This window comes from Nitrospira sp. MA-1 (assembly GCA_032139905.1).
Taxonomy (GTDB): Bacteria; Nitrospirota; Nitrospiria; order Nitrospirales; family UBA8639; genus Nitrospira_E.
On record JAQJDB010000007.1, the window covers coordinates 73,697 to 93,631 of the forward strand.

Consider the following 19,935-nt stretch of genomic DNA (forward strand, 5'->3'; position numbering starts at 1 on the left):
TCCAGGGGCGGATTTAACGAAGGTCGGCCAGGAATTTGAGTACTAACTGAATTGGTGCCTAATTTCTATAGGCTATTTAATGAATCGTTTTAATATCCAATTAGCAAAAACAATTGTTCCGATTCTGCTTTCCGTACTTAGCTTTGGTCTGGGTATGTGGAGCAAAATGGCCAATGGTTTACTCCTACAAAATTCGACCACCGAATGGGTTGGTTTTATCCTTATTGCTTTGTTAATTCCTTTGTATACAATACAAATTTCGATCCAACTATCACTTTACCCTGATCTCAACTCTATAGCCGGAGATATAGGAAAAGCGATAAGTGAAGGAAAAGTAGTTTATGTGGGAAATGCAGTCGAGGCTGCTCCAATTGTGATTGATCGTCTAAAAACTGCCTCAGAGGCGCTAAACACGTATCTCATTTCTGATGAGGTGCCATTTCCAAAAAAGATTAGTGAACTGAGAAGTGGACCCCGATTTCTGGACAGCTTGATAAGTGAAATTTCTGCTTTTCATTAGGCTGCTTGTTTCTCTCTGGGATCGGCAAAATACACCGCGTCTGGTGTTTGGCGATTCAACGCCTGATGGCCCCGTTCCGTGTTATAGAACTGAAAATAGTGAGTCAGGCCCATACGTAGAGCCGCTGGGGTTTCATATGCTTGCAGATACACGTCCTCATACTTGACGCTCCGCCAAAGCCGTTCGACGAACACATTGTCGACCCACCGACCTTTGCCATCCATACTGATCGTCACGCCGTGGGATTTGAGCACGGCCGTGAATGCTTCACTGGTGTATTGCGCTCCCTGATCCGTGTTGAAGATCTCCGGGGCTCTATAGCGCCCCAGGGCTTCTTCTAAGGCCTCCACGCAGGCCTCGGTCTCTAGGGTATTCGACACCCGCCAAGCCAAGACCCGGCGCGAATACCAGTCCATGATTACCGTGAGATACATAAAGCCTTTGGCCATCGGAATGTAGCAGATATCGCTCGCCCCGGCCTGATTGGGCCGAGAGAAGTGGACCCCGATTTCTGGACAGGGCGCTAAGTGAAACTTCTGCTGGGCATTATGCCGCCTTCGTTGCCATTGGACCTGCCCAATATACGGTATCCGGTGTCTGTCGATTCAAGGACTGGTGACGGCGTTCCGTGTTATAGAACGTGAAATAGCCAGTCAGCCCAGCCCGTAGCGCTGCGGGCGTCTCATAGGCTCGCAGGTACACGTCCTCATACTTCACACTGCGCCATAGTCGTTCGACGAATACGTTGTCGACCCAACGCCCCTTACCATCCATACTGATTTGCACCCCACGATCTTTGAGTGTCGCGGTGAATGCCTCACTGGTATATTGGGCACCCTGATCCGTATTGAAGATCTCTGGCGCCCCATAGCGCAAGAGGGCTTCTTCCAGCGCCTCCACACAGGCATCCGTTTCCAGCGTATTCGAAACGCGCCACGCCAACACCCGACGTGAGTACCAGTCTATGATGGCGGTGAGATACATGAACCCCTTGGCCATCGGGATATAACAGATATCACTCGCCCACACCTGGTTTGGACGTTCAATTCTCAGGCCTCTTAATAAGTAGGGATAAATTTTGTGCCCCAGTCCTGGTTGACTCGTTCGCGGCTTCGGGTAAATCGCTCGGATCCCCATCTTGCGCATCAACCGTTGAACGCGTTTACGATTCACTCTATGGCCCTGTTGTTGAAGCTCAACACACAGGCGACGGCTGCCATAGAACGGCCATTTCAGATAGAGCTCGTCGAGTTGGCGCATCAAAACAAGGTCTGCCGCTGAGACATCCTGGGGCCGTGCATAGGCACTCGAACGCGGCACGGCTAACAGCTGACATTGACGAGTCACCGAAAGTCCTTGCTGGGCCTTGAGCATCGCTTTGCGCTCAGTCATCGGCCGGGTCCGAGCGCGGTGGCTAAAAAATCCTTCTCCATGGTCAGCTGGCCAATCTTGGCATGCAGCTTCTGCTGGACCTGTTCATGGTCGGCAGCAGCAACGAGACTGGCGCCAAAAACATGTTCTGCCTTGCTCAGCAGCTGCTTCTTCCAATCTTGGATCTGATTCGGATGTACGTCAAACTGCTCGGCCAATTCCGCCAACGTGCGTTCGCCCTTGACGGCGGCCAAGGCCACCTTGGCCTTAAACGCTGGGGAATGATTCCGTCGGGATCGTCGTGCCATCTTCTGCTCCTTTCGTTGCAAACAAATATAGCGCAGAAGATTTCACTTAGCATCCTCATTATTCTGTCCAAGGACTGGGGACCACTTCTGAGTGATGGTGAGGCCACGCAGGCGGTAGGGATAAATCTTGTGTCCGTGCCCGGGAAGACTGGTCCGTGGCTTTGGATAGATGGCCCGCAGGCCCATCTGTCGCATCAGACGCTGCACCCGCTTGCGATTGACTCCATGTCCTCGTTGTTGGAGGACCGCGCACAGGCGACGGCTGCCATAGAAGGGCCACTTCAGATACACTTCATCCAGGATACGCATGAACGTGAGGTCGGCTGCTGCGACCGGCTGTGAGCGTGCGTACGCACTGGAGCGTGGCACGGTCAGCAACTGACACTGCCGCGTGACGGGAAGGGGTTGCCGAGTCCTAATCATCGCTTTGCGCTCAGTCATCGGCTGTGCCCAAGCGCGTGTGCTAAAAAATCCTTCTCCATCGTCAACTGCCCGATCTTGGCGTGAAGTTGTTGTTGCCGCTGCTCCTGGGTGGCCGTTTCGGCTAGACCGGAGCCAAACACATGGTCGGCTTTCGCGATGAGCTGTTTCTTCCAGTCTTGAATCTGATTGGGATGGACGTCAAAATGCTCAGCCAACTCGGCGAGAGTCCGGTCGCCCCGAACGGCGGCTAACGCCACCTTCGCTTTAAACGCCGGGGAATGATTGCGTCGTGATCGTCGGGCCATCTTCTGCTCCTTTCGTTGAAGAGGAATATACCGCAGAAGATTTCACTTAGCATCCGAGATGTTCTGTCCAAGACATGGGGTCCACTGCTCTGGTTGAGGGGGGCATAAGGGAATTTGTTAAACGAAATGACACAAGTTTTGAGGAAACATGTTCTGAAAAGGGTAAGGAGCGGGCAGACAATTTAAAGAAAAATTTTAACGGCACCCTCCCAACTTCATATAAGGTTCGTGTAATTAATAAAAGTGAGTTTCCGGCGTGCAATTTCATTATCCTTACTCGTAAGGCTTCTGACCCGATACCGCAGGAGATCTTCTTCGGTTGGGGTTTTTTTCGAGGGAATCATAATGAATCAGTCTTTTGGAGCAACGACAAAGATCTTATTGGATTCTTTAAGGGTTATCACAAGGCTCTACGAACTAACGATATCTCATCTAGCTACAAGCCCTGATCAATGCGATGAAAAATTAGATTGGATCCTTTGACGGTGAATCTACACTTATCCTTTATCTGCCCCCTCCACTCGTATGGTATTAGATGTAGTAATTAAAGCCTACTATTGGGAATGCCCAAAAATATTACGAGATTAGGTTGCAGGGTCTAGGTCGATGTTCCCTGGCCAAAAATCAAAATTGAATACTTATATGGGTTAGAAGTAATTTGGGCGGTTCTGGGTGAAAAATGGGTTCAGATCTTGCGATCAAGCATCACGCTAGTTTTTTATTGCAAGGGGGACATAACCTTTTTGGGGACAAATTCTAGGAAGTATTGGCGGGGGAGGAAGGTGTGTTCTTTGGCTAAGGTAAAGCCGGCTTGTTCCATGTCCTTGATCACTTGTTCTTTCGGAACAAGGTGGCGTTTTGAAAAGCCGAGTGTGCCTGATCGCTCATCGGCATAGTAGTCGATGATGACCACACGTCCGTTTGGCTTGAGGGCAGGCTTGGTGTTGGCCAGATAGTCGATCTGATCTTCCAGGTGATGATAGACATCGCACAAGAATACGATGTCGGCGTTGTTCCCGGAAAATGTGGGACCTTCTGACTCGGCCAGAACAAAACGGACTCTGTTGGCGAGTCCAATTTTTTCCAACTTTCCTTTGTTGTAATTCAACATTTTCTGTTCGACATCGATGGCGATGACCTGCCCCTTTTCTCCCACCGATTCGGCAAAGCGACGGGTGAAATAACCCGAGCCTGCCCCGATATCGATTACCATCATGCCAGGCGTGAGGTTCAGGGCCTCAATGACTTTTTCGGGTTGTTGGTGCTGATCCCGTTCCGGGCGTTCAAGAGCGTGAATGTATCTGTTGATATCCCATGTTTTATGGGCGCAACTTGCGGTAAGACTGGCGAAAAAAGAGACAAGCAGGAGGCAATGCCACAAGGGCCGGTTGTATGGCTTTATTTGAGAGACGATTCGACCCTTCATAGTTCCTACCTTTCAATTCGTGTGTGAGTTTTGGGTTAACTTTCGAAAGGAAATTGATTTACTTACATAACGTTTGTGCCGTTGAATTACAAGTATCATTCAAGAATTTGATGAGGAGATTGTCGGTCTTGCGTATCACGAAGATTGGCATGCAGATATTCAGCACATGAAATGTACTCTCATCAGGGACATGGGTACATTGATTTTTAAGGGATTTAGCTCTTTCTTTTGAATTCGATCCTCCACACCTGATTTTTCCAGAATACCCGGCACATGCCTTTTGACTGATTTTTGGCGACTTATCCTAAAATATCAAAAATTTGCCTTCAAGGGTTTTTGACAGTTACGGCTTGGCTGGCGAGGTATAGGATGAAGTCAATACCAGTAAATTTCCATGTGCTGAGAGCCTCACCTATTTTGTTCTAAAGTTTTATCGGAAAGGAGGCGTACAAGAAGGCATTTTTCTTCTGGCCTAAACTGGAGACTTCGAGCCCATTTCCGGGTGCAGTTTTAGGAAGAGGAAAATGGAGTATGAGGATCGAGGGAATTTCTGGATATGACAAGATTGACGAGCCCTACAAATAAATCAAATCAGGAGGCATTATGAAAAACGTACTAAAAGAAAAATCTATCGTATTATTGGGAAGTTTGGCCGGAACCTGTTTGCTGGCGACAGTAGCCTTTGCCAATCCATCTATGTTGCCGGATCACGCCGGTTACCCGATGAAAGAAACGAAAAGTCCGGTGACTGGCTCATCCACGGCTTATGACTCAGGGCAAGAAAACTTGTATGGCCAAAAAGCCTTGAATGCTGCAACTAAAGAATACACTGAAGACCTGGAAACCCGTCGGTCTGGTTCTATGAGAGGAAACGAGTCAGAGAGCCAGAAACCAATGGGTGATCAATCTCAAATAGGTGGCCAGGACCAGGACCAGATGGCGGGCCAGGAGCATATGACGGGCCAGGACCAGATGGCGGGAAAGGAACATATGACGGGAAAGAATCAAACTACCGGACAGGACCAAAATGAAGGTCAAAACCAGATGAGAGGGCTAGACCAAATAAAGAGCCAGAGCCAAAGCGAGCTGGACACCGGAAAGTAGTGACGGGGCAAAGCCAGAATCCTGGACAATCTCCAAATTCTACACAGGACTCCCGCTGAGGTAATAGATTAACTATCATTCCGAGGGGGATGTTATGGGCCCCCTCGGCAAAAAGATTTTGTAGGCTAATTTCTGGAGGAAGCTCCTGAACCCGATAGACAGTGAAAAGTGAGTTCTTTTATTAAGCGGGCAAAAGTGAACCTGATCGAATGATAAAAGTCAGGAGGGCAAGAAAAAACATGCCGAGTCCTATGAATGCTTCAATCCAAATGGGATTGAGCCCTGCCAATAAGCTATTCTGGTCTTCAGTTGTTAATTCGTAATGACTTCCCATCCACCAAATCATTCCCGTCATTAGACCTGCTCCAAGAACTACCACACTTCCCGTTGTGGTCGCTAATCCAAGTCCCATAAGCAGGCGCGGCCATTGAGGTGGTAATCGTCCTGAAGATGAGCTTCCTGGGGAAGAAAGTTCCCGAATCCACCAGAGTCTGAGACCCAATCCTACCCCTAACGCCATTAGCCCGAGAAAAAGTGAGAGAGACGGTTCCAACTCAATGCCTGGATGGGGAACAATAATCCAAACCATTCCAAATGCCGTGACCAGCCAGGGGAGTCCATGTGTGAGTGTGTGCTGAGAGAGCCTCTTCCACTTGTGTGGAGGATGAATGATGATCAGGGCGGTTCCGATCCCCACCAGTATTCCCCCCAGCACATCCGTAGGAAAATGGGCGCCGGTGATGACACGGCATATTCCACCAAACGCGGCTAACCCGAACCACAGGTATCGGGCATTGGGAAAATAATGCGCAAGAACCGTGGCCACGGAAAATGAAGCGGTGGTATGACCGGATGGAAAGGAGTCCCATCCACTTTCAAATGACGGGGCGATTTCCCAGTCCTGACCTTGCTTGAGTCTTGGGCGGGGGCGGCCGATGGTGTGTTTCAATATTTGAGTGAAAAGTCCGGCGACGCCATGGGCGAGTAAGGTATGAATACATGCAGACTTCCAGGCCGGCCATCCAAGCCGGAATCCCACTGCCCCAATTCCCAATGAAATGAGCACCAGAGTCAGTCCGTCTCCTAAATGATTTCCTACATTGCCAATGTGGTCGATGGCCGGATGCGTGAAACTGTGAACGATCTGGATGGTCGGGCCATCGACCAGAGCCAGAGAAGCGAACAAGCCAAAAAAGAGGAGCCCGGATAGTCCGAATACCACAAGAGGGGACTGGGGGAGGAGAAATTGCGAACGTCGAGGTGAAGGAGATGCGGGTGATTGGTCAGTCACAGGATACTAGCGAGAACCATATGGATGGATTTCTACCCTGGCAGGAAGGCCCGCACAGAGAGGATTTTGGTTTCTGAATCCTCCCCTTTGTAAGGGATTTCATTCCGAAGAGGAATGAAAGAGGTGGGGTAGCGATACGAAAAGAAGAGAGCATACCGCAAAATGAGACTAGTTGATTTTTGCATGTTTCTACTTCCCCATCACCCCTCCTTACAAAGGAGGAAAAAATTCAAGATGATTTACGGTACCCAGTCAGCGAGAAAGATATTGAATTCTTTTGGGTTGGCGGCATTCCGATCGGATGACCATACCACCTGTTTTCCGTCTGGCGAGAACATCGGAAAACTATTGAAGTGCCCATTGAAGGTAATTTGTTCGGGGTGCGTGCCATCCTCGTTGATGATATGCAGGTGAAAGGATGGCCGCCCCTGATGATCGGGCGGGGTCGACAAGTTGGAGGAATAGATGATGCGTTTTCCATCCTGAGTAAAGAAGGGAGCAAAATTCGATCGCCCGTTGTGAGTGACCTGTATTTTGTCGGAACCATCAGCATTCATGATGAAGATTTCCAGGTTTGACGGCTCCACAAGGTTTTGACTGAGCAGGTCACGATAGGCCTTCAGGTCTTCGTCAGTTTTCGGATGGTGGGCCCGATAGACAATCCTTTTGTTGTCGGGAGAAAAAAAGGCTCCGCCATCATACCCGACTTCCTGCGTCAGGCGTTTCAGATTCTTTCCATCGATATCCATCGTGTACACATCTAAATCTCCATCACGTATGGAAGTGAAGACAATGCGTTTTCCATCCGGGGAGATGGTGGCTTCTGCATCGTAGCCCTGGGCGGAGGTCAACCGTTGTAAGTCCCGTCCGCCGATATTCATGGAGAAGATGTCATAATCATCCAGGGCCCACCGGTAGCGTTCCGTCCTCTCGGGGGCGGGTGGACAAAATTGACTCATGATATGGGTGGAGGAAAAGAGCACACGCCGGCCACCGGGGAAAAAGTATCCGCATGTGGAGCCGCCCAGCCCGAGGCTGACTCGCCGGACATTTGTACCGTCCAGGTCCATGATATAGATTTGATAGCAGGATCTGAGCGTCTTGCCATCAGGTTCCAGGGTTGATTGGTACACCAACCGGTTACCCTCGGCTGAAAAATAGGCCTCAGCATTTTTCCCCGAAAACGTGAGCTGCCGGATATTGGCCAGATGCGGTTCCGGTTGATCCTGCTTGGCGGGGGGTTCCCCGGCCAGAGCCGTATTCCACAACAGCAGGAAGGACAGCAGGCTAAACAGGAGCATGTTTTGTATCGAAATTTTTGATGGATGAACAGAGAAGGTCGGATGCATTCATGAACCTCACGGTGAATGGAGAATAATCTCGCGTGCAGAGTGTACGGGTTGAAACATCCCCCGGGCAATCACTTTTCCTTGTTGGAAAACCAGATAGCTATCCCACCCGTAAAAAAACAACAGCCGTGAAACGGGCGTAACGGCATCAGGAGACCACCCGAAAAAAAATGTGACGGTATGGTTCGCATCCCGGGGATGGGCGCAAGAAATCAGGAAGGCCATCTCCGGGCCTTCGAATGTCTGTTCCTGAATGGAGATGTGTCCCGGATGCATGTCTATGCTTTTTTCACAACTATTGAAGGAACCGGATTCTAATATGCGTTGGGCAGAGGATCCGATGACCAGATATGAGGCCGATTCAGAAATGACCGGATCATCGGATAGGATGGTCTCAATGCCGGGTTGTGTCTCAAGACGTTGAAGCAGCGTTTCCAGGCTTTGCGCCTCATCCGTGGTCATGGTCTGAGGTCTGATGAGAATGCGACGGGTGTCGGTTTCCCACCTATTCAACATGGGCGGAATTTGTGCACGGTGAAGGCCGAGGAGAAGATGGTGCTCGGGATCAATGGCGAGTGTCGTTGGATTTGCGGGGAGATGCAGGGTAAAAGGTTGTGCGGCCTGATTCACATTGAGAACGGCTTCATGAATGCGTTCTCCTTGGAGATGGAGATGGAGGGGAAGACGGATGGTGAATACGGGTTCGTCCTGCAGGATTGTTCCCGTCAATGTGAATCGTCCCTGTTGCGTGGGATCTTCCTGGATAAGGATGTCCTGGATATCCAGGGTTGGAGCACCGGGTTGATCGATCCATTGATGAAAAAACCACCCGAGGTCTCTTTCAGCGGCTTTTGAAAATATCCGGAGAAGATCGTTCCACTCCAGATAGGTTCCGGTCCCTTCCTGAATAATCCCGCGAACCCCCTTGAAAAATGCCACGTCTCCCATTTCCTGGCGAAGCATGTGAAATGCCATGGCGGTTTTTTGGTACCCAATGGCATTATCCAGCCTGGTTTCTTTGTGGTGGAAGGCCCGTACCGGATATTCCTTGTCCGGCTCCGCATACAGATTATATTCATAGACCATCCGTCGTCGGGTGTTGAAGGCCTCCTGCTGATTGCCCCTGGCCTCGTCATAATAGTAATTGGAGAGATAGGTGGTGAGCCCTTCCACCCAGTTGCCTTGAGCAAAGTTATTAAAGACAGAATTTCCGAACCAGGAATGGACGATTTCATGGCCAAGAGAATAGGGTTGGGTATATCCGCGCCGAATCACTCCTTCTCCTAGGAGGGTGAATGAGGGGAGTCCAAGTCCGCTTGGGAAAAAATTTTCCACGACAGCAAATTTTGTAAACGGGTAAGGACCCAGGAGCTCGGTATACATTTGAAGGTAGTCGATGGTCGCTTCTATATATTGCGTAGCCAGGTGGGCGTCTTCCGGGTAGAGGTAGGTGGCGAGTTGAATGCCTTTCCATTCCTGTTTCTGCACCACAAAATGATTGGCAGCCAACGTCAACGCTTCACTCGGAAGGTTCACTCTCCAATGGGTGGTTCGGTGCCCGTCGGTAACGGCATTGGCAACTTCCCGGCCCTGGGTGATTGCTTCCCAGTCTGAAGGGAGGCGGAGGGTGAGATCATACGTCGAAAGGGTCTGTTCCCAGGTGGGATACCAGAATGTTTCATACGTCAGATACACGCCGTTGGGTCCAATATGTCCGTTGGTGTCATCCGGCCTGACAAAGCGAAGTCCGCCCGAGGCTGTTGGAGAATCATCAATCTGCCCATGGTACGTCAGTGTGAGGACCGCCGGTTGGTCCGGACCGTCAAGGGGAGGCAGGGGAATTTCAATAACCCGACGCGTTGATCCCGGCTGCACGGTCTGGCCTTCAGAGGGGGGAGGGACCGGAAGCAATTTGCCGTTGAATTCGACCCGATCGATTGTGAGTTGAGGATTCAGGATGAAGGAGACGGATGAGTTGGCGCGATGGGATGGTGGAAGATTGATGGTGTCCAATCCGGTCATGGCATGGGTGTCAGGATTCAGTTCAATCTCTAATTTATGGTGAATGGGCGTCAATGGGTTGGCTTGGAGCGGACTCGCGCTCGCCAGCCACAGCCATGCCAACGCCAGGATAAATGATGGGACTTGAATTGCTGGAGGAAGGATTGGGTGACTGAAACTCACAAGATAATTTCCTTGTTGAATTGATGAATACAGTTTCGCTTTCCGGCAGAATATTTTGGGAGGAAGAAGGCCGTGCTGTTTTAGGCTAGGGGGGGTCCCTTGGGAGTAAGGCCTCGACAAACGCTGAAGCGTTAAAATCCTGGAGGTCCGCTTCTCCTTCTCCTACGCCGATCAAACGAATGGGAAGATTGAGTTCGTCGACGATTGCCACGACCACTCCGCCTTTGGAGGTTCCATCCAGTTTGGTCAAGGCTAATCCGGTGACGCCGAGTGACTCATGGAATTGTCGGGCTTGTGCAATGGCATTCTGCCCCAATGTGCCATCCAGGACGAGGAGGGTTTCGTGGGGGGCGCCGGGCATTTCCCGCGCAATGATTCGTTTGATCTTTTTCAATTCATCCATTAAATTGATTTTGGTGTGCAGCCGTCCGGCGGTATCGATGAGGACGACGTCCACATTTCGTGCTTTCGCGGCGACCATGCCATCAAACACCACGGCGGCAGGATCGGAGCCCTGCTTCTGCTTGATCACCTCGATGCCTGTGCGCTTTCCCCAAATATCCAATTGTTCAATTGCCGCAGCCCGGAAAGTGTCGCCGGCGACAAAGAGTGTGTGTAACCCTTGTTGCTTCAACTGGTTCCCGAGTTTGGCAATGGTCGTGGTTTTGCCGACACCGTTGATGCCTATGGTCAAGATAATAAAGGGACGTGGGCCGCGTCGAATGAGTTGTTCCAGCGGTTCGGTCTCGCCCTTACGAAGAATGTCCATGAGAAGAGTATGGAGGACCGCTGTCGGATCGGTCCCGCTGAACACCCGAGTTTTATCTTTAAGCATCTCAAGGAATTGCTCGATGGTGTGTATGCCGACATCGGCTTCCAGGAGACTGGCTTCGACCTCTTCCAGGGCGACGGGGTCCAGGTGGCCCCGCCCCAGGCGACGCAATGACTTTTGCACGGACTGGCGTGTTTTTGCTAATCCATTTTGAAGACGTTCAACCCATTTCATAGTGTATGTACCCGAATATCATGGCAAGTGAATGATCCCTGTCCTATGTTATGCGAGAAGACGGGGAACAGGCGAAAGACGACGGAAAATTGTCTGCTCTTTTCGTTTCATCCGTTTGGCTTCCCGTTCGGTTGTTTCATGGTCATACCCCAGGAGATGAAGGGTGCCATGGATGAGCAAACGCAGGATTTCTTCATCGGCCGTGTTGTTAAACCTTGAGGCTTGAGCCAGGGCCACGGGGATACAAATCACGACATCTCCCACGAATGCCAGTGACGACTGTAAGACATCCTGCATGGGGAAGGCTAGCACATCAGTTGCATAGTCCCGCTCCCGGTAGGTCCGGTTAAGTTTCTGCATGCGAGTCTTGCCGACGAAGGTGAGACTCAGATTGGCCGAAGGATACCCTGCCTGTTGTAACACAGCTTGCGTCAGTCGGCGAACTGTCGTGGGGCGAACGGCTACTCGCCGGAGGTGAGAACGAAGCCACACAGCCATCGTGTTTTACCGCGTGGGCCTCTGGCCATTGGTGTCGGATTTTGAATGATTTCCAGGCGATGCGGTCGAATGGTCGGAAGAGATGTTGTGCGGGATATTGTTGGGCAGTTGGTGTTCAAACCGATCGTACGCTTTGATAATTTCTTTGACCAACCGATGTCGGACCACATCCTGTTCGGAAAAATAGACAAACTGTATGCCGTCAATATTGAGGAGAATATCGGCAATCTGCGCCAACCCGGATTTCTGTGAATCGGGAAGATCGATTTGGGTGATATCACCGGTCACAATGGCCTTGGAATTGAGTCCGAGTCTGGTTAAAAACATTTTCATTTGTTCCGTGGTGGCGTTTTGAGCTTCGTCCAGGATGACAAAGGCATCGTCGAGCGTTCGTCCCCGCATGAACGCCAGGGGAGCGATTTCAATTTCACCACGTTCGAGGAGCCGATTGGCCCGATCAATGTCCATCATGTTGTACAACGCATCGTATAGGGGACGTAAATAGGGGTGCACTTTGGCAAAGAGGTCTCCCGGGAGAAAGCCGAGATGTTCCCCTGCTTCCACGGCTGGCCGTGCGAGGATGATCCGACTGACCTGTTTATGCGTGAGCGCTGCCAACGCCATGGCCATGGCCAGATAGGTTTTCCCGGTGCCGGCCGGGCCAATGGCAATGACGAGATCTGATTGATTAATGGCTTCGAGATAGGCTTGCTGATTGGGGGTTTTCGGGTTAACGGTTCCTTTTTTTGTCGGAAGCGCGCTTGCCGAAACAGTATAGGGTTTGAGTGGAGTGTCCGGTTTTTCTTCTGTCGCCAGTATGGCTCGTGAAATATCGTCAGGTTTCAGTTCGTAATAGGTTCGAGTCCAATCGGCTAATTCCCGCAAAATATGTTCGGCCCGCAGAACTGACTCCGGTTGACCATGAAGGGTGATTTCATCCCCGCGGGCCGCCATTCGGACCTGGAGTTCCCCTTCGATCATTTTGAGGTGCAGATCATGCGGGCCGAAAAGATTCGCTAAATCGACCCCTTCTCGTAGTTTAAATTTTCGCACGTAGGATTCGATTCACCTCCGGTTAGCCACAAGAACACTCATAGACCGATTCTAGCAAAGGTTTAAGGTTGGCTCAAGGAACGAAATGGAAGGATTACCGTCTCTTTTGGCAGGTCGAACAAAAAAATGAGCTGCGCTCACTTTGCATGCGCGTGATGAGAGTTGAACACCCATGCGAACATGGCAATCCTGCTTTCTGATAGACCTGATGCGCTTCCTGGAAGTGACCTTGTGATCCATCGGGAGCACGAAAGTCTCTGATGGAAGAGCCTCCGGCAAGAATGGCCTCCTGTAATACGGTCTGCATGGTGTCATAGAGCCGTTGACAGGTTGAGACGCTCAGCCGATAGCCGTGAGCCTGGGGGTGCACTCCGGCGCGAAATAAAATTTCATTGGCGTAAATGTTTCCAATTCCAGCGAGGCGATGTTGATCGAGGAGAAAGGGTTTCAGTCTGCCTCGACAGCTTTGAATGAGCTTAATGAAGGGTTGGGCACCGATATTCATGGCGTCAGAGCCGAATCGGCGTTGCATGAAAGCTTCCAATTCCGGTGCGGCGAACAGCCAGAGCCGGCCAAATCGTCGAGGATTCCAGTAATGCAACTCACTGGTCGGAGCTCCGGAAATCTCGATGCGGCAATGGATATGTTGTGGAGTTGAGGCCAAGGCTGGATGGAAAAACCAGAGTCCGGTCATGCCCTGCTCCGAAAGCAGATACCGGGTTTCGTTGTCTCGATGGCAGGTGAAGATGAGACATTTACCCCTCCGGGTAATATTGGTGATCGTGGAGTGCTGAAACCAGGGAATGAAGGCATGTCCGGTGCGGACAATATCCGAACGGTGAATGGTGAGCCTTTCAATGGTCCCACCCAGGACATGCCGGTTCAGATGGTTGAGGATGACTTCGACTTCAGGGAGCTCGGGCATAGAAGATTACGCGGGGAAACTCAATAGGTTGAGTGTACGTGGGTCAGTTTTTCCTTAATTTGGTCTGGAAGGTTGTATCAGATTCGACGTAGCACTGGGTATTGCCATGTTCATTTATTGGTGAGGTGTCTAATTCGGGCAAGGCAATAGACTCCGGCTCACGTGTGATCGGATGGGATTGAGCTAATCTCTGAACGGGAGACCTGGCCCGTGTAGAGAATTTAGAGGGTTTGGTTGCGGGATCTCTGGCAGGAAGCCTATACTTTGACCAGGGCATGTTCATCAGTGTGGATAAGGAAGAAGAATGACACAATTAAGCATCAAGCAGGTTGAAGAACGGTTAGGGGAAGTGAAGTGCCCAATTTGTAAGGCCAATCGCTTTGGAATCGACTCCAGGACGGCAACGGAAGACGGGGAATGGAAAGCGATTTGTATCGGGTGTCATTATATGTTTCCCGTCCATACCGATATGGAGTTTTATGTACAGACACAGCCGGATATTCCCTATCATCTTAAAGAAATTCCCTGTCCATCTTGTCGACATCGCGGGGTGTCCCTGGATTTGAGGGCGGTGCTCTCGGTTCGTGAATCGGTCTATTTTGTGACTTGTCCCGGTTGCCAACACAAGTTCCCTGAGCGGTCACATCTGGAATCGTTTGAGTAATCATTGTAGAGGAGATTGTCATCATGGATCACAAAAATACATCTGAAGAACCCAACGATTCTGAAAAAGCCGAGGCCAAAGAACCCAAGCCCGACTCTCCCAAAAAAATCAAAAAAGAATTGTCTGTTGTCTCTCTCCCTCATGATAATGATGTGATGGCTCAAGAAATGGCGGATATGTTTGACGAAGATCGAGTCACGCATAAACATGGGAATGCTGAGCCGGAAAAAGATTAGCAAAAAAAAGAACAATCGTACGTTTCTCCCTCTCCTGAACTTCTTTTCCCATTCCCCTCTATCGTGGTTTTATTCCTTACGGTTTCTCAATAGAGAGTTACGCTGGTTGGGTTAGCCATAGAGGCTTTCACTGTGTAACTTTCCGTCTTGTTCCCTTTTTTTATCAATGTTAGGATATCTTCGCTTAAGGGGTGTTCCCTAGGACGTAGAAGTTATTGACCTACCTCGTGGAGTGACAACTATGAGTGCAACCGAACCCTCAAAAAAACCATTCAAGACCGTGGCGTATGAAGTCTCGACCTCTCAGGGAACTTCGTCTTCCCAGGATGGAGAATGGTCGGCACAGTCGGATGCAGGGAGCCTGGATAAGGTTAGGGATATTCTTTTCGGTGCCCAAAGTCGGGACATTGAAAAACGGTTCGCTGCGTTGGAGGATCGGTTGTTTCAGGAAAGCAGTCGCCTACGAGAGGATCTGACCAAATCTGTTGATGATCTGAAAACGCACATGAATCAGGAAATCCAAGGGTTAGTCGGGAAATTACAGCAGGAACAGGATCGACGTGTTGCCACCATTCAGGATATGGGACAAACAGTCAAGACGGTTGAATCTCAAATAAGTAAACGGATTGTGGAATTAACAGAGCATGCTTCGAATCAGTTCCAGGCGATGAGCGCAGAAATGCAGCGACAAAAACATGAGCTGATTGAGCAGGATCAGGAGGCCATGAGCCGAATGGAGTCTCAATTCGAACAAGCAGTCAATGAGTTGAAGGTTGAGAAAACCGATCGGGCGGTATTGGCCGAAATGTTGATGGAAGTCGCCTTGCGCCTAAAAGTGGGGGCCCAGGGTATTGAGACCCAATCATGAAGCCTTGAATTCTATTGGGGTATACCTCCCATGGCAAAGGCTGACGATCAATTTCACGTGTTTTTTCCCCCTCTCTCTAACAGAAAAATGGCAGCTTCCTCCTGAAGGCCAATTATGGAACGTACGCCTCGTTCGTCTCCTCTTCGCCCATCGATGGGATATGACAAGGGAGAGTCTGAAGATTTTTCGGCCCTTCGCCGCTTGTTGCTGTCTCCCGAGCAAATTCAATTAGATCGTTTACGACAACGCATGGATACGTTGGTGATAGGGCCGCAGGAAGTGAGTCGTGTCCTGCCCGATGCCATTCGCCTTCGGGCTCAACAGGATAATCGGTTATTGGCTTCTCTGCTCCCGATTACACAAGAAGCGTTGGCTCTTTCCATCAAACAATCTCCCCAGCTTATAAGTGATTCAATCGCGCCTATCTTGGGATCCGCCATCCGAAAGGCGATTTCTCGTGCCATGCGGGAAATGTTCCAATCTCTCAACCAGACCTTAGAATATAGTATGTCCTGGCAAGGACTTCAGTGGCGTTGGGAGGCGTGGAAAACAGGCAGGCCTTTTGTGGAAGTGGTGGTGTTGCATACCCTTCGGTTTAGAGTCGAGCAGGTATTTTTGATTCATAAAAAAACGGGATTATTACTCAATCATGTGATGGCCGAAGGGATATCTAGCCAGGGGGAAGCGGCCATTTCCGGCATGTTGACAGCCATACAGGATTTTGTAAGGGATTCGTTTCAGCAAGGTCAGGAGGAAGGATTGGAGTCGCTCAGGATTGGTGATTTGACTGTCTGGATAGAACAGGGGTCCAGCGCGATTTTGGCCACCGTGATTCGGGGCACTCCTCCTGTGAAATTGCGGGATTTCCTTCAAAGCACGCTCGAAACCCTTCATGTCCAATATTCGGATTTCCTGAAAGATTTTCATGGCGACACCGCTGTGTTTTTAGAAACCAGACCCCATTTGGAGGATTGCCTCCAAGCACAATTCGTAAAAAAACGAAAAGGCCTTCCGGTCGTATTTTGGGTGTGTAGTGGTCTTCTTCTGGCTCTTTTGGGATGGTGGGCCTATCAGTTTACTCTCAGTCATCAACAATGGAATGAGTTGTTGAAGCGGATTGCGGCTGAACCGGGTATTGTGGTGACGACTATTCAGGAAGAAGATGGGCGAACGGTGTTTCACGGGTTGAGGGACCCGCTGGCGGTTGACCCCGAACAGTTGCTGGAAGAGGTGGGATATCCTCCCCATGCGGCCGGGTTTCATTTTGAACCGTTTATTGCCCTCACTCCGGAGATGGTTCGTAAGCGGGCAATCATAGTTTTGCAGCCACCCGGATCGGTGGAGGTGAGCATTGAGGGTAGCCGGATTATTTTGATGGGAGAAAGTTCCCATGCCTGGATTGCGAGAGCGACTCGATCCGCCTCGGCAATTCCCGGGGTTTCGGAGATTTCCTTGGAACGTCTCATTGACACGGACGTGAAACAATTTGAGGCACTTCAAGTCGAATTGGAAGGGAAAGCCATTTTCTTTTTCCCGGGTCAGGGGAGATTGCCGGATCGGGAATTGGTGAAAATTCAACAGGTGAAATTCATTCTTCAGGAATTGGATGAGAAAGCCATACAGCTCGGTCGGAAACCCTCTATTGATGTCATGGGATATAGCAGTCCCGTGGGCACTCAACCGATCAATGTTTCACTGAGTGAGAGGCGAGCGAACAACGTTCTGGAAATGCTCAATGAAATGACCTTTCAAGTGTTAAAACTGTCTGCCGTGGGTAAAGGGGTTGATCCCGATGTACAATCCGGTTCCGGTGGGGAGCAGGGGTATTCGGCGAGTCGGCGAGTGTCCTTCAAGGTGGTGGAACCAGGGGGCCCCCTGCACAGGGAAGTGGGTGTGGGGAACAGCCCGTGATTCAAAAAAAAATTTGTATGCTGGGTGGGTTTGCCGTCGGGAAAACGAGCCTGGTGAAACGATTGATCTCCGGCATTTTTTCCGAAAAATATCTCACCACGGTTGGGGTCAAGATTGATCAAAAATCTTTGTCGGTTTGCGGGCAGGACCTCCTGCTGGTTCTTTGGGATCTCTACGGCGATGATGACTTCCAAAAAGTTCGGGCGTCATATTTGCAGGGGTCATCGGGATATATCCTGGTGATAGATGGAACTAGAAAAGAAACGGTTGATGTGGCAGGCAAGTTACATGAATTAGCCCTGAAGACGATCGGTCCTGTTCCTTTTGTCATTCTGCTCAATAAACATGATTTGGTAAACGAGTGGGTGGTTGAGTCTCCCATGGTTTCTGATCTCAGTAATCAAGCCTGCCTGGTATCCATGGTGAGCGCAAAAACCGGCGAAGGTGTCGAAGCAGCGTTTTCCGCGTTGTCCGAGGCGATGCTGAAATCCTGACGCAGGACGTGGATCGAATACGTGTCGCCTGGTGAGTATGTGTCGGTGAACTCAATCAGATTCCCGTATCCTCTCGTCATTATCAGAGATTGGTGAGACTCATGTCCGGTTCCTTACCCGATCCTGCTTTCCTCAGTGTCTTTGATGCGTTAATTTTTCAAAAAACTGCAGAACGGTTCGACCATTTGGGTGACCTTCCCAGTTGGTTTCCTCCGCCTGGCTTGAGACAGGACCCCGACTTGCCTCCTGAGCAGCTAATGGACCGTTCATTTTTTCTTCAACATTTTCTCCATGAAGCCCGGGAATGGTGGGAATCCGGCAGGACGGGACAATGTAAGTCCGGTTTATGGAGCGAACCCGCATTATTTGGGGAAGACGTCGTCCTGGAAGCCACTGCCGTCCGTCATCGGTCTCTCCGGTATGTCATTCTGCAACGCTTTGGACCCGATATCCTTCCTATCCAGCCCTTGCTGCAAAAGGCACGTGAAGAACAGCTTTCACATCGTCAGGCTGTCAACCAACATGAACGCACCGAAGCCCAACTGGGCAGTCGTTTAGCGAAAAGCGAACAAGAACGGGATGATGTGATGGCTGTGCTTGACGGTTTGGGATTGGGGACCATCATGCTCAATGCGAATCGTGCCGTGACCTTTATCAGTGGAAAGGCCAGCGAGTTATTGCAAACGGATCCGGCCAGAATGATCGGACGCACTCTTGTTGAGGGTTTTCCGTGGAAACCAGCGGATAGTGTTCGGGTCGAGGAAATGGGACGGTTGCCGAGGTCGCAACGTCAGGTTGTGCCGGTGGTGATGGATGGCAAAAACCATTCTGCAACCGCGTTGGAAGTTGAGGTTCAAGATGATCCGCGAGATCCGAGAAAAACCATTCTATTATTAAAAGATGTCAGCGAGATGGAAGCGTTGCGCCGTCAATTGGTGGGGCCAACACAATTTCACAATCTGGTTGGAAAATGTCCCGCCATGCGCGCGGTGTATGAGCGGATTGGAGACATCGCCGTGGTGGATGTGCCGGTGCTCATTGATGGGGAAACTGGGACTGGCAAAGAATTGGTTGCCCGGGCTTTGCATCAATTAAGCCCGCGTCACGAACATCCATTCTTACCCGTCAATTGCGCCGGATTGACAGATTCGCTGTTGGGGAGTCAATTGTTTGGGCACAAACGCGGCGCCTTTACCGGAGCGACGAGTGACCATGAAGGATTTTTCGAATCGGCTGAAGGCGGCACGTTATTGTTAGATGAAATCGGAGATATGCCGTTACCCATTCAGACCACCCTGCTCCGTGTGCTTCAAGAGGGAGAAATTATTCGTCTCGGGGAGTCTCGCCCACGGAAAGTGAATGTCCGGGTATTGGCGGCCACTAATCAGCCTCTTCAGGAATTGGTTGACAGGGGTGCCTTTCGTGCAGATTTACTCTATCGGATTCGTGTCGCACGATTACGGCTTCCTCCACTGCGAGAGCGCCGAGAGGATATTCCCTTGTTAAGTACGGCTTTTTTCGAAAAAAGCCGTGTCGCATTTGGCAAGATGCAGGTTCTCGGTATAGCTCCGGAAACGATGCAGCGGTTCTTACGTTATTCCTGGCCGGGGAATGTCCGTGAATTACAAGCGGCCTTGGAATATGCATTGATACATTGCCGGAGTGAAAACATCCTTCCGACCGATCTACCTCCTGAGTTGTGCGACGTTTTTCCGGCTGTTCAGTCATCGCCGTTGTTAAAACCGAATGAACGCCAGCGAATCCTTGATGCCCTGGCACAAACAAAAGGAAAACGTGCGCAAGCCGCAAAACTGGTCGGTATGAGCCGTTCTACCTTTTATCGACGTTTAACAGAGTTGAATATTGCTCACGAGGAATCGTCCATCTGATTCCGGAATTTCCGGATAACCTCTGAACCTGCGGCGGTGATTACAACCGGGATAAATGTGTTGGGTTTTCGTCGACATCGATTCCAATCGACGGTCCATCTGCCTATGGG

General features: G+C 50.4%; 20 protein-coding genes. 8 read left to right on the plus strand and 12 right to left on the minus strand.

Annotation, left to right across the window (positions count from 1 at the left end; genetic code table 11):
- Positions 1-79: 79 nt before the first annotated feature.
- Positions 80-520, plus strand: coding sequence for a hypothetical protein (locus tag PJI16_13085; protein MDT3778494.1), 441 nt, complete (start codon positions 80-82; stop codon positions 518-520).
- Here the strand turns inward: PJI16_13085 and PJI16_13090 are convergent.
- The 5 genes from PJI16_13090 to PJI16_13110 form a co-directional block, all read right to left on the minus strand.
- Entirely contained in the window at positions 517-1,101 is a 585-nt protein-coding gene (locus PJI16_13090; protein ID MDT3778495.1) for an IS3 family transposase, read from the minus strand. The genes PJI16_13085 and PJI16_13090 overlap by 4 nt on opposite strands.
- A protein-coding gene (locus PJI16_13095; protein ID MDT3778496.1) for an IS3 family transposase occupies positions 1,067-2,199 on the minus strand; the annotation gives its coding sequence in 2 pieces (ribosomal slippage) (positions 1,067-1,935 and positions 1,935-2,199; 1,134 coding nt in all). The genes PJI16_13090 and PJI16_13095 overlap by 35 nt, the downstream gene beginning before the upstream one ends.
- A gap of 42 nt (positions 2,200-2,241) precedes the next feature.
- Positions 2,242-2,640, minus strand: a complete 399-nt coding sequence (locus PJI16_13100; protein MDT3778497.1) for an IS3 family transposase — start codon at positions 2,638-2,640, stop codon at positions 2,242-2,244.
- Positions 2,637-2,927, minus strand: a complete 291-nt coding sequence (locus PJI16_13105) for a transposase (GenBank protein ID MDT3778498.1) — start codon at positions 2,925-2,927, stop codon at positions 2,637-2,639. The genes PJI16_13100 and PJI16_13105 overlap by 4 nt, the downstream gene beginning before the upstream one ends.
- A 718-nt stretch (positions 2,928-3,645) precedes the next feature.
- A complete protein-coding gene (locus tag PJI16_13110; protein MDT3778499.1) occupies positions 3,646-4,353 on the minus strand; it encodes a class I SAM-dependent methyltransferase in 708 nt (235 codons plus the stop codon).
- A 603-nt stretch (positions 4,354-4,956) separates the two neighbouring features.
- Here PJI16_13110 and PJI16_13115 point away from each other — a divergent pair.
- Complete coding sequence (locus PJI16_13115) at positions 4,957-5,457, plus strand: hypothetical protein (protein MDT3778500.1); 501 nt, start codon at positions 4,957-4,959, stop codon at positions 5,455-5,457.
- A gap of 181 nt (positions 5,458-5,638) precedes the next feature.
- On the opposite strand, the gene PJI16_13120 is transcribed toward PJI16_13115, so the two are convergent.
- The 7 genes from PJI16_13120 to mutM all read right to left on the minus strand — a co-directional run bounded on the left by PJI16_13120 (position 5,639) and on the right by mutM (position 13,763).
- On the minus strand, positions 5,639-6,748 hold the full coding sequence (locus PJI16_13120; GenBank protein MDT3778501.1) for a phosphatase PAP2 family protein: 1,110 nt from the start codon (positions 6,746-6,748) through the stop codon (positions 5,639-5,641).
- Positions 6,749-6,987: 239 nt separating this feature from the next.
- Positions 6,988-8,097, minus strand: coding sequence for a hypothetical protein (locus PJI16_13125; GenBank protein MDT3778502.1), 1,110 nt, complete (start codon positions 8,095-8,097; stop codon positions 6,988-6,990).
- Positions 8,098-8,106: 9 nt separating this feature from the next.
- The gene (locus tag PJI16_13130) at positions 8,107-10,281 is read right to left on the minus strand and encodes a M1 family aminopeptidase (protein ID MDT3778503.1); all 2,175 of its coding nucleotides are present in this window, start codon (positions 10,279-10,281) and stop codon (positions 8,107-8,109) included.
- Between the two features lie 85 nt (positions 10,282-10,366).
- The gene (gene ftsY / locus PJI16_13135) at positions 10,367-11,287 is read right to left on the minus strand and encodes a signal recognition particle-docking protein FtsY (protein MDT3778504.1); all 921 of its coding nucleotides are present in this window, start codon (positions 11,285-11,287) and stop codon (positions 10,367-10,369) included.
- A 48-nt stretch (positions 11,288-11,335) separates the two neighbouring features.
- Complete coding sequence (gene ybeY / locus PJI16_13140; GenBank protein MDT3778505.1) at positions 11,336-11,785, minus strand: rRNA maturation RNase YbeY; 450 nt, start codon at positions 11,783-11,785, stop codon at positions 11,336-11,338.
- Between the two features lie 6 nt (positions 11,786-11,791).
- A complete protein-coding gene (locus PJI16_13145) occupies positions 11,792-12,838 on the minus strand; it encodes a PhoH family protein (protein ID MDT3778506.1) in 1,047 nt (348 codons plus the stop codon).
- A gap of 94 nt (positions 12,839-12,932) precedes the next feature.
- Positions 12,933-13,763, minus strand: a complete 831-nt coding sequence (gene mutM, locus PJI16_13150) for a bifunctional DNA-formamidopyrimidine glycosylase/DNA-(apurinic or apyrimidinic site) lyase (protein MDT3778507.1) — start codon at positions 13,761-13,763, stop codon at positions 12,933-12,935.
- A gap of 304 nt (positions 13,764-14,067) precedes the next feature.
- Here mutM and PJI16_13155 point away from each other — a divergent pair, with 304 nt between their 5' ends.
- The 6 genes from PJI16_13155 to PJI16_13180 all read left to right on the plus strand — a co-directional run bounded on the left by PJI16_13155 (position 14,068) and on the right by PJI16_13180 (position 19,825).
- Complete coding sequence (locus PJI16_13155; protein ID MDT3778508.1) at positions 14,068-14,427, plus strand: hypothetical protein; 360 nt, start codon at positions 14,068-14,070, stop codon at positions 14,425-14,427.
- A gap of 23 nt (positions 14,428-14,450) precedes the next feature.
- Complete coding sequence (locus PJI16_13160) at positions 14,451-14,663, plus strand: hypothetical protein (GenBank protein MDT3778509.1); 213 nt, start codon at positions 14,451-14,453, stop codon at positions 14,661-14,663.
- A gap of 241 nt (positions 14,664-14,904) precedes the next feature.
- Positions 14,905-15,531: a hypothetical protein gene (locus PJI16_13165; GenBank protein ID MDT3778510.1), complete on the plus strand. Its 627-nt coding sequence runs from the start codon at positions 14,905-14,907 to the stop codon at positions 15,529-15,531.
- A 114-nt stretch (positions 15,532-15,645) separates the two neighbouring features.
- Complete coding sequence (locus PJI16_13170; protein MDT3778511.1) at positions 15,646-17,442, plus strand: hypothetical protein; 1,797 nt, start codon at positions 15,646-15,648, stop codon at positions 17,440-17,442.
- Positions 17,439-17,936: a GTP-binding protein gene (locus PJI16_13175; protein MDT3778512.1), complete on the plus strand. Its 498-nt coding sequence runs from the start codon at positions 17,439-17,441 to the stop codon at positions 17,934-17,936. The genes PJI16_13170 and PJI16_13175 overlap by 4 nt, the downstream gene beginning before the upstream one ends.
- 101 nt (positions 17,937-18,037) lie before the next feature.
- On the plus strand, positions 18,038-19,825 hold the full coding sequence (locus tag PJI16_13180) for a sigma 54-interacting transcriptional regulator (protein ID MDT3778513.1): 1,788 nt from the start codon (positions 18,038-18,040) through the stop codon (positions 19,823-19,825).
- Positions 19,826-19,935: the final 110 nt, after the last annotated feature.

What these genes read in the sequence shown, in the direction of transcription:
- ftsY (MDT3778504.1), bottom strand. Translation starts at nt 11,287, where the DNA reads ATGAAATGGGTTGAACGTCTTCAAAATGGATTAGCAAAAACACGCCAG.
- PJI16_13165 (MDT3778510.1), top strand. Translation starts at nt 14,905, where the DNA reads ATGAGTGCAACCGAACCCTCAAAAAAACCATTCAAGACCGTGGCGTAT.
- PJI16_13170 (MDT3778511.1), top strand. Translation starts at nt 15,646, where the DNA reads ATGGAACGTACGCCTCGTTCGTCTCCTCTTCGCCCATCGATGGGATAT.
- PJI16_13160 (MDT3778509.1), top strand. Translation starts at nt 14,451, where the DNA reads ATGGATCACAAAAATACATCTGAAGAACCCAACGATTCTGAAAAAGCC.
- PJI16_13105 (MDT3778498.1), bottom strand. Translation starts at nt 2,927, where the DNA reads ATGGCCCGACGATCACGACGCAATCATTCCCCGGCGTTTAAAGCGAAG.
- PJI16_13085 (MDT3778494.1), top strand. Translation starts at nt 80, where the DNA reads ATGAATCGTTTTAATATCCAATTAGCAAAAACAATTGTTCCGATTCTG.
- ybeY (MDT3778505.1), bottom strand. Translation starts at nt 11,785, where the DNA reads ATGGCTGTGTGGCTTCGTTCTCACCTCCGGCGAGTAGCCGTTCGCCCC.
- PJI16_13155 (MDT3778508.1), top strand. Translation starts at nt 14,068, where the DNA reads ATGACACAATTAAGCATCAAGCAGGTTGAAGAACGGTTAGGGGAAGTG.
- PJI16_13180 (MDT3778513.1), top strand. Translation starts at nt 18,038, where the DNA reads ATGTCCGGTTCCTTACCCGATCCTGCTTTCCTCAGTGTCTTTGATGCG.
- PJI16_13100 (MDT3778497.1), bottom strand. Translation starts at nt 2,640, where the DNA reads ATGACTGAGCGCAAAGCGATGATTAGGACTCGGCAACCCCTTCCCGTC.
- PJI16_13110 (MDT3778499.1), bottom strand. Translation starts at nt 4,353, where the DNA reads ATGAAGGGTCGAATCGTCTCTCAAATAAAGCCATACAACCGGCCCTTG.
- mutM (MDT3778507.1), bottom strand. Translation starts at nt 13,763, where the DNA reads ATGCCCGAGCTCCCTGAAGTCGAAGTCATCCTCAACCATCTGAACCGG.
- PJI16_13115 (MDT3778500.1), top strand. Translation starts at nt 4,957, where the DNA reads ATGAAAAACGTACTAAAAGAAAAATCTATCGTATTATTGGGAAGTTTG.
- PJI16_13125 (MDT3778502.1), bottom strand. Translation starts at nt 8,097, where the DNA reads ATGCATCCGACCTTCTCTGTTCATCCATCAAAAATTTCGATACAAAAC.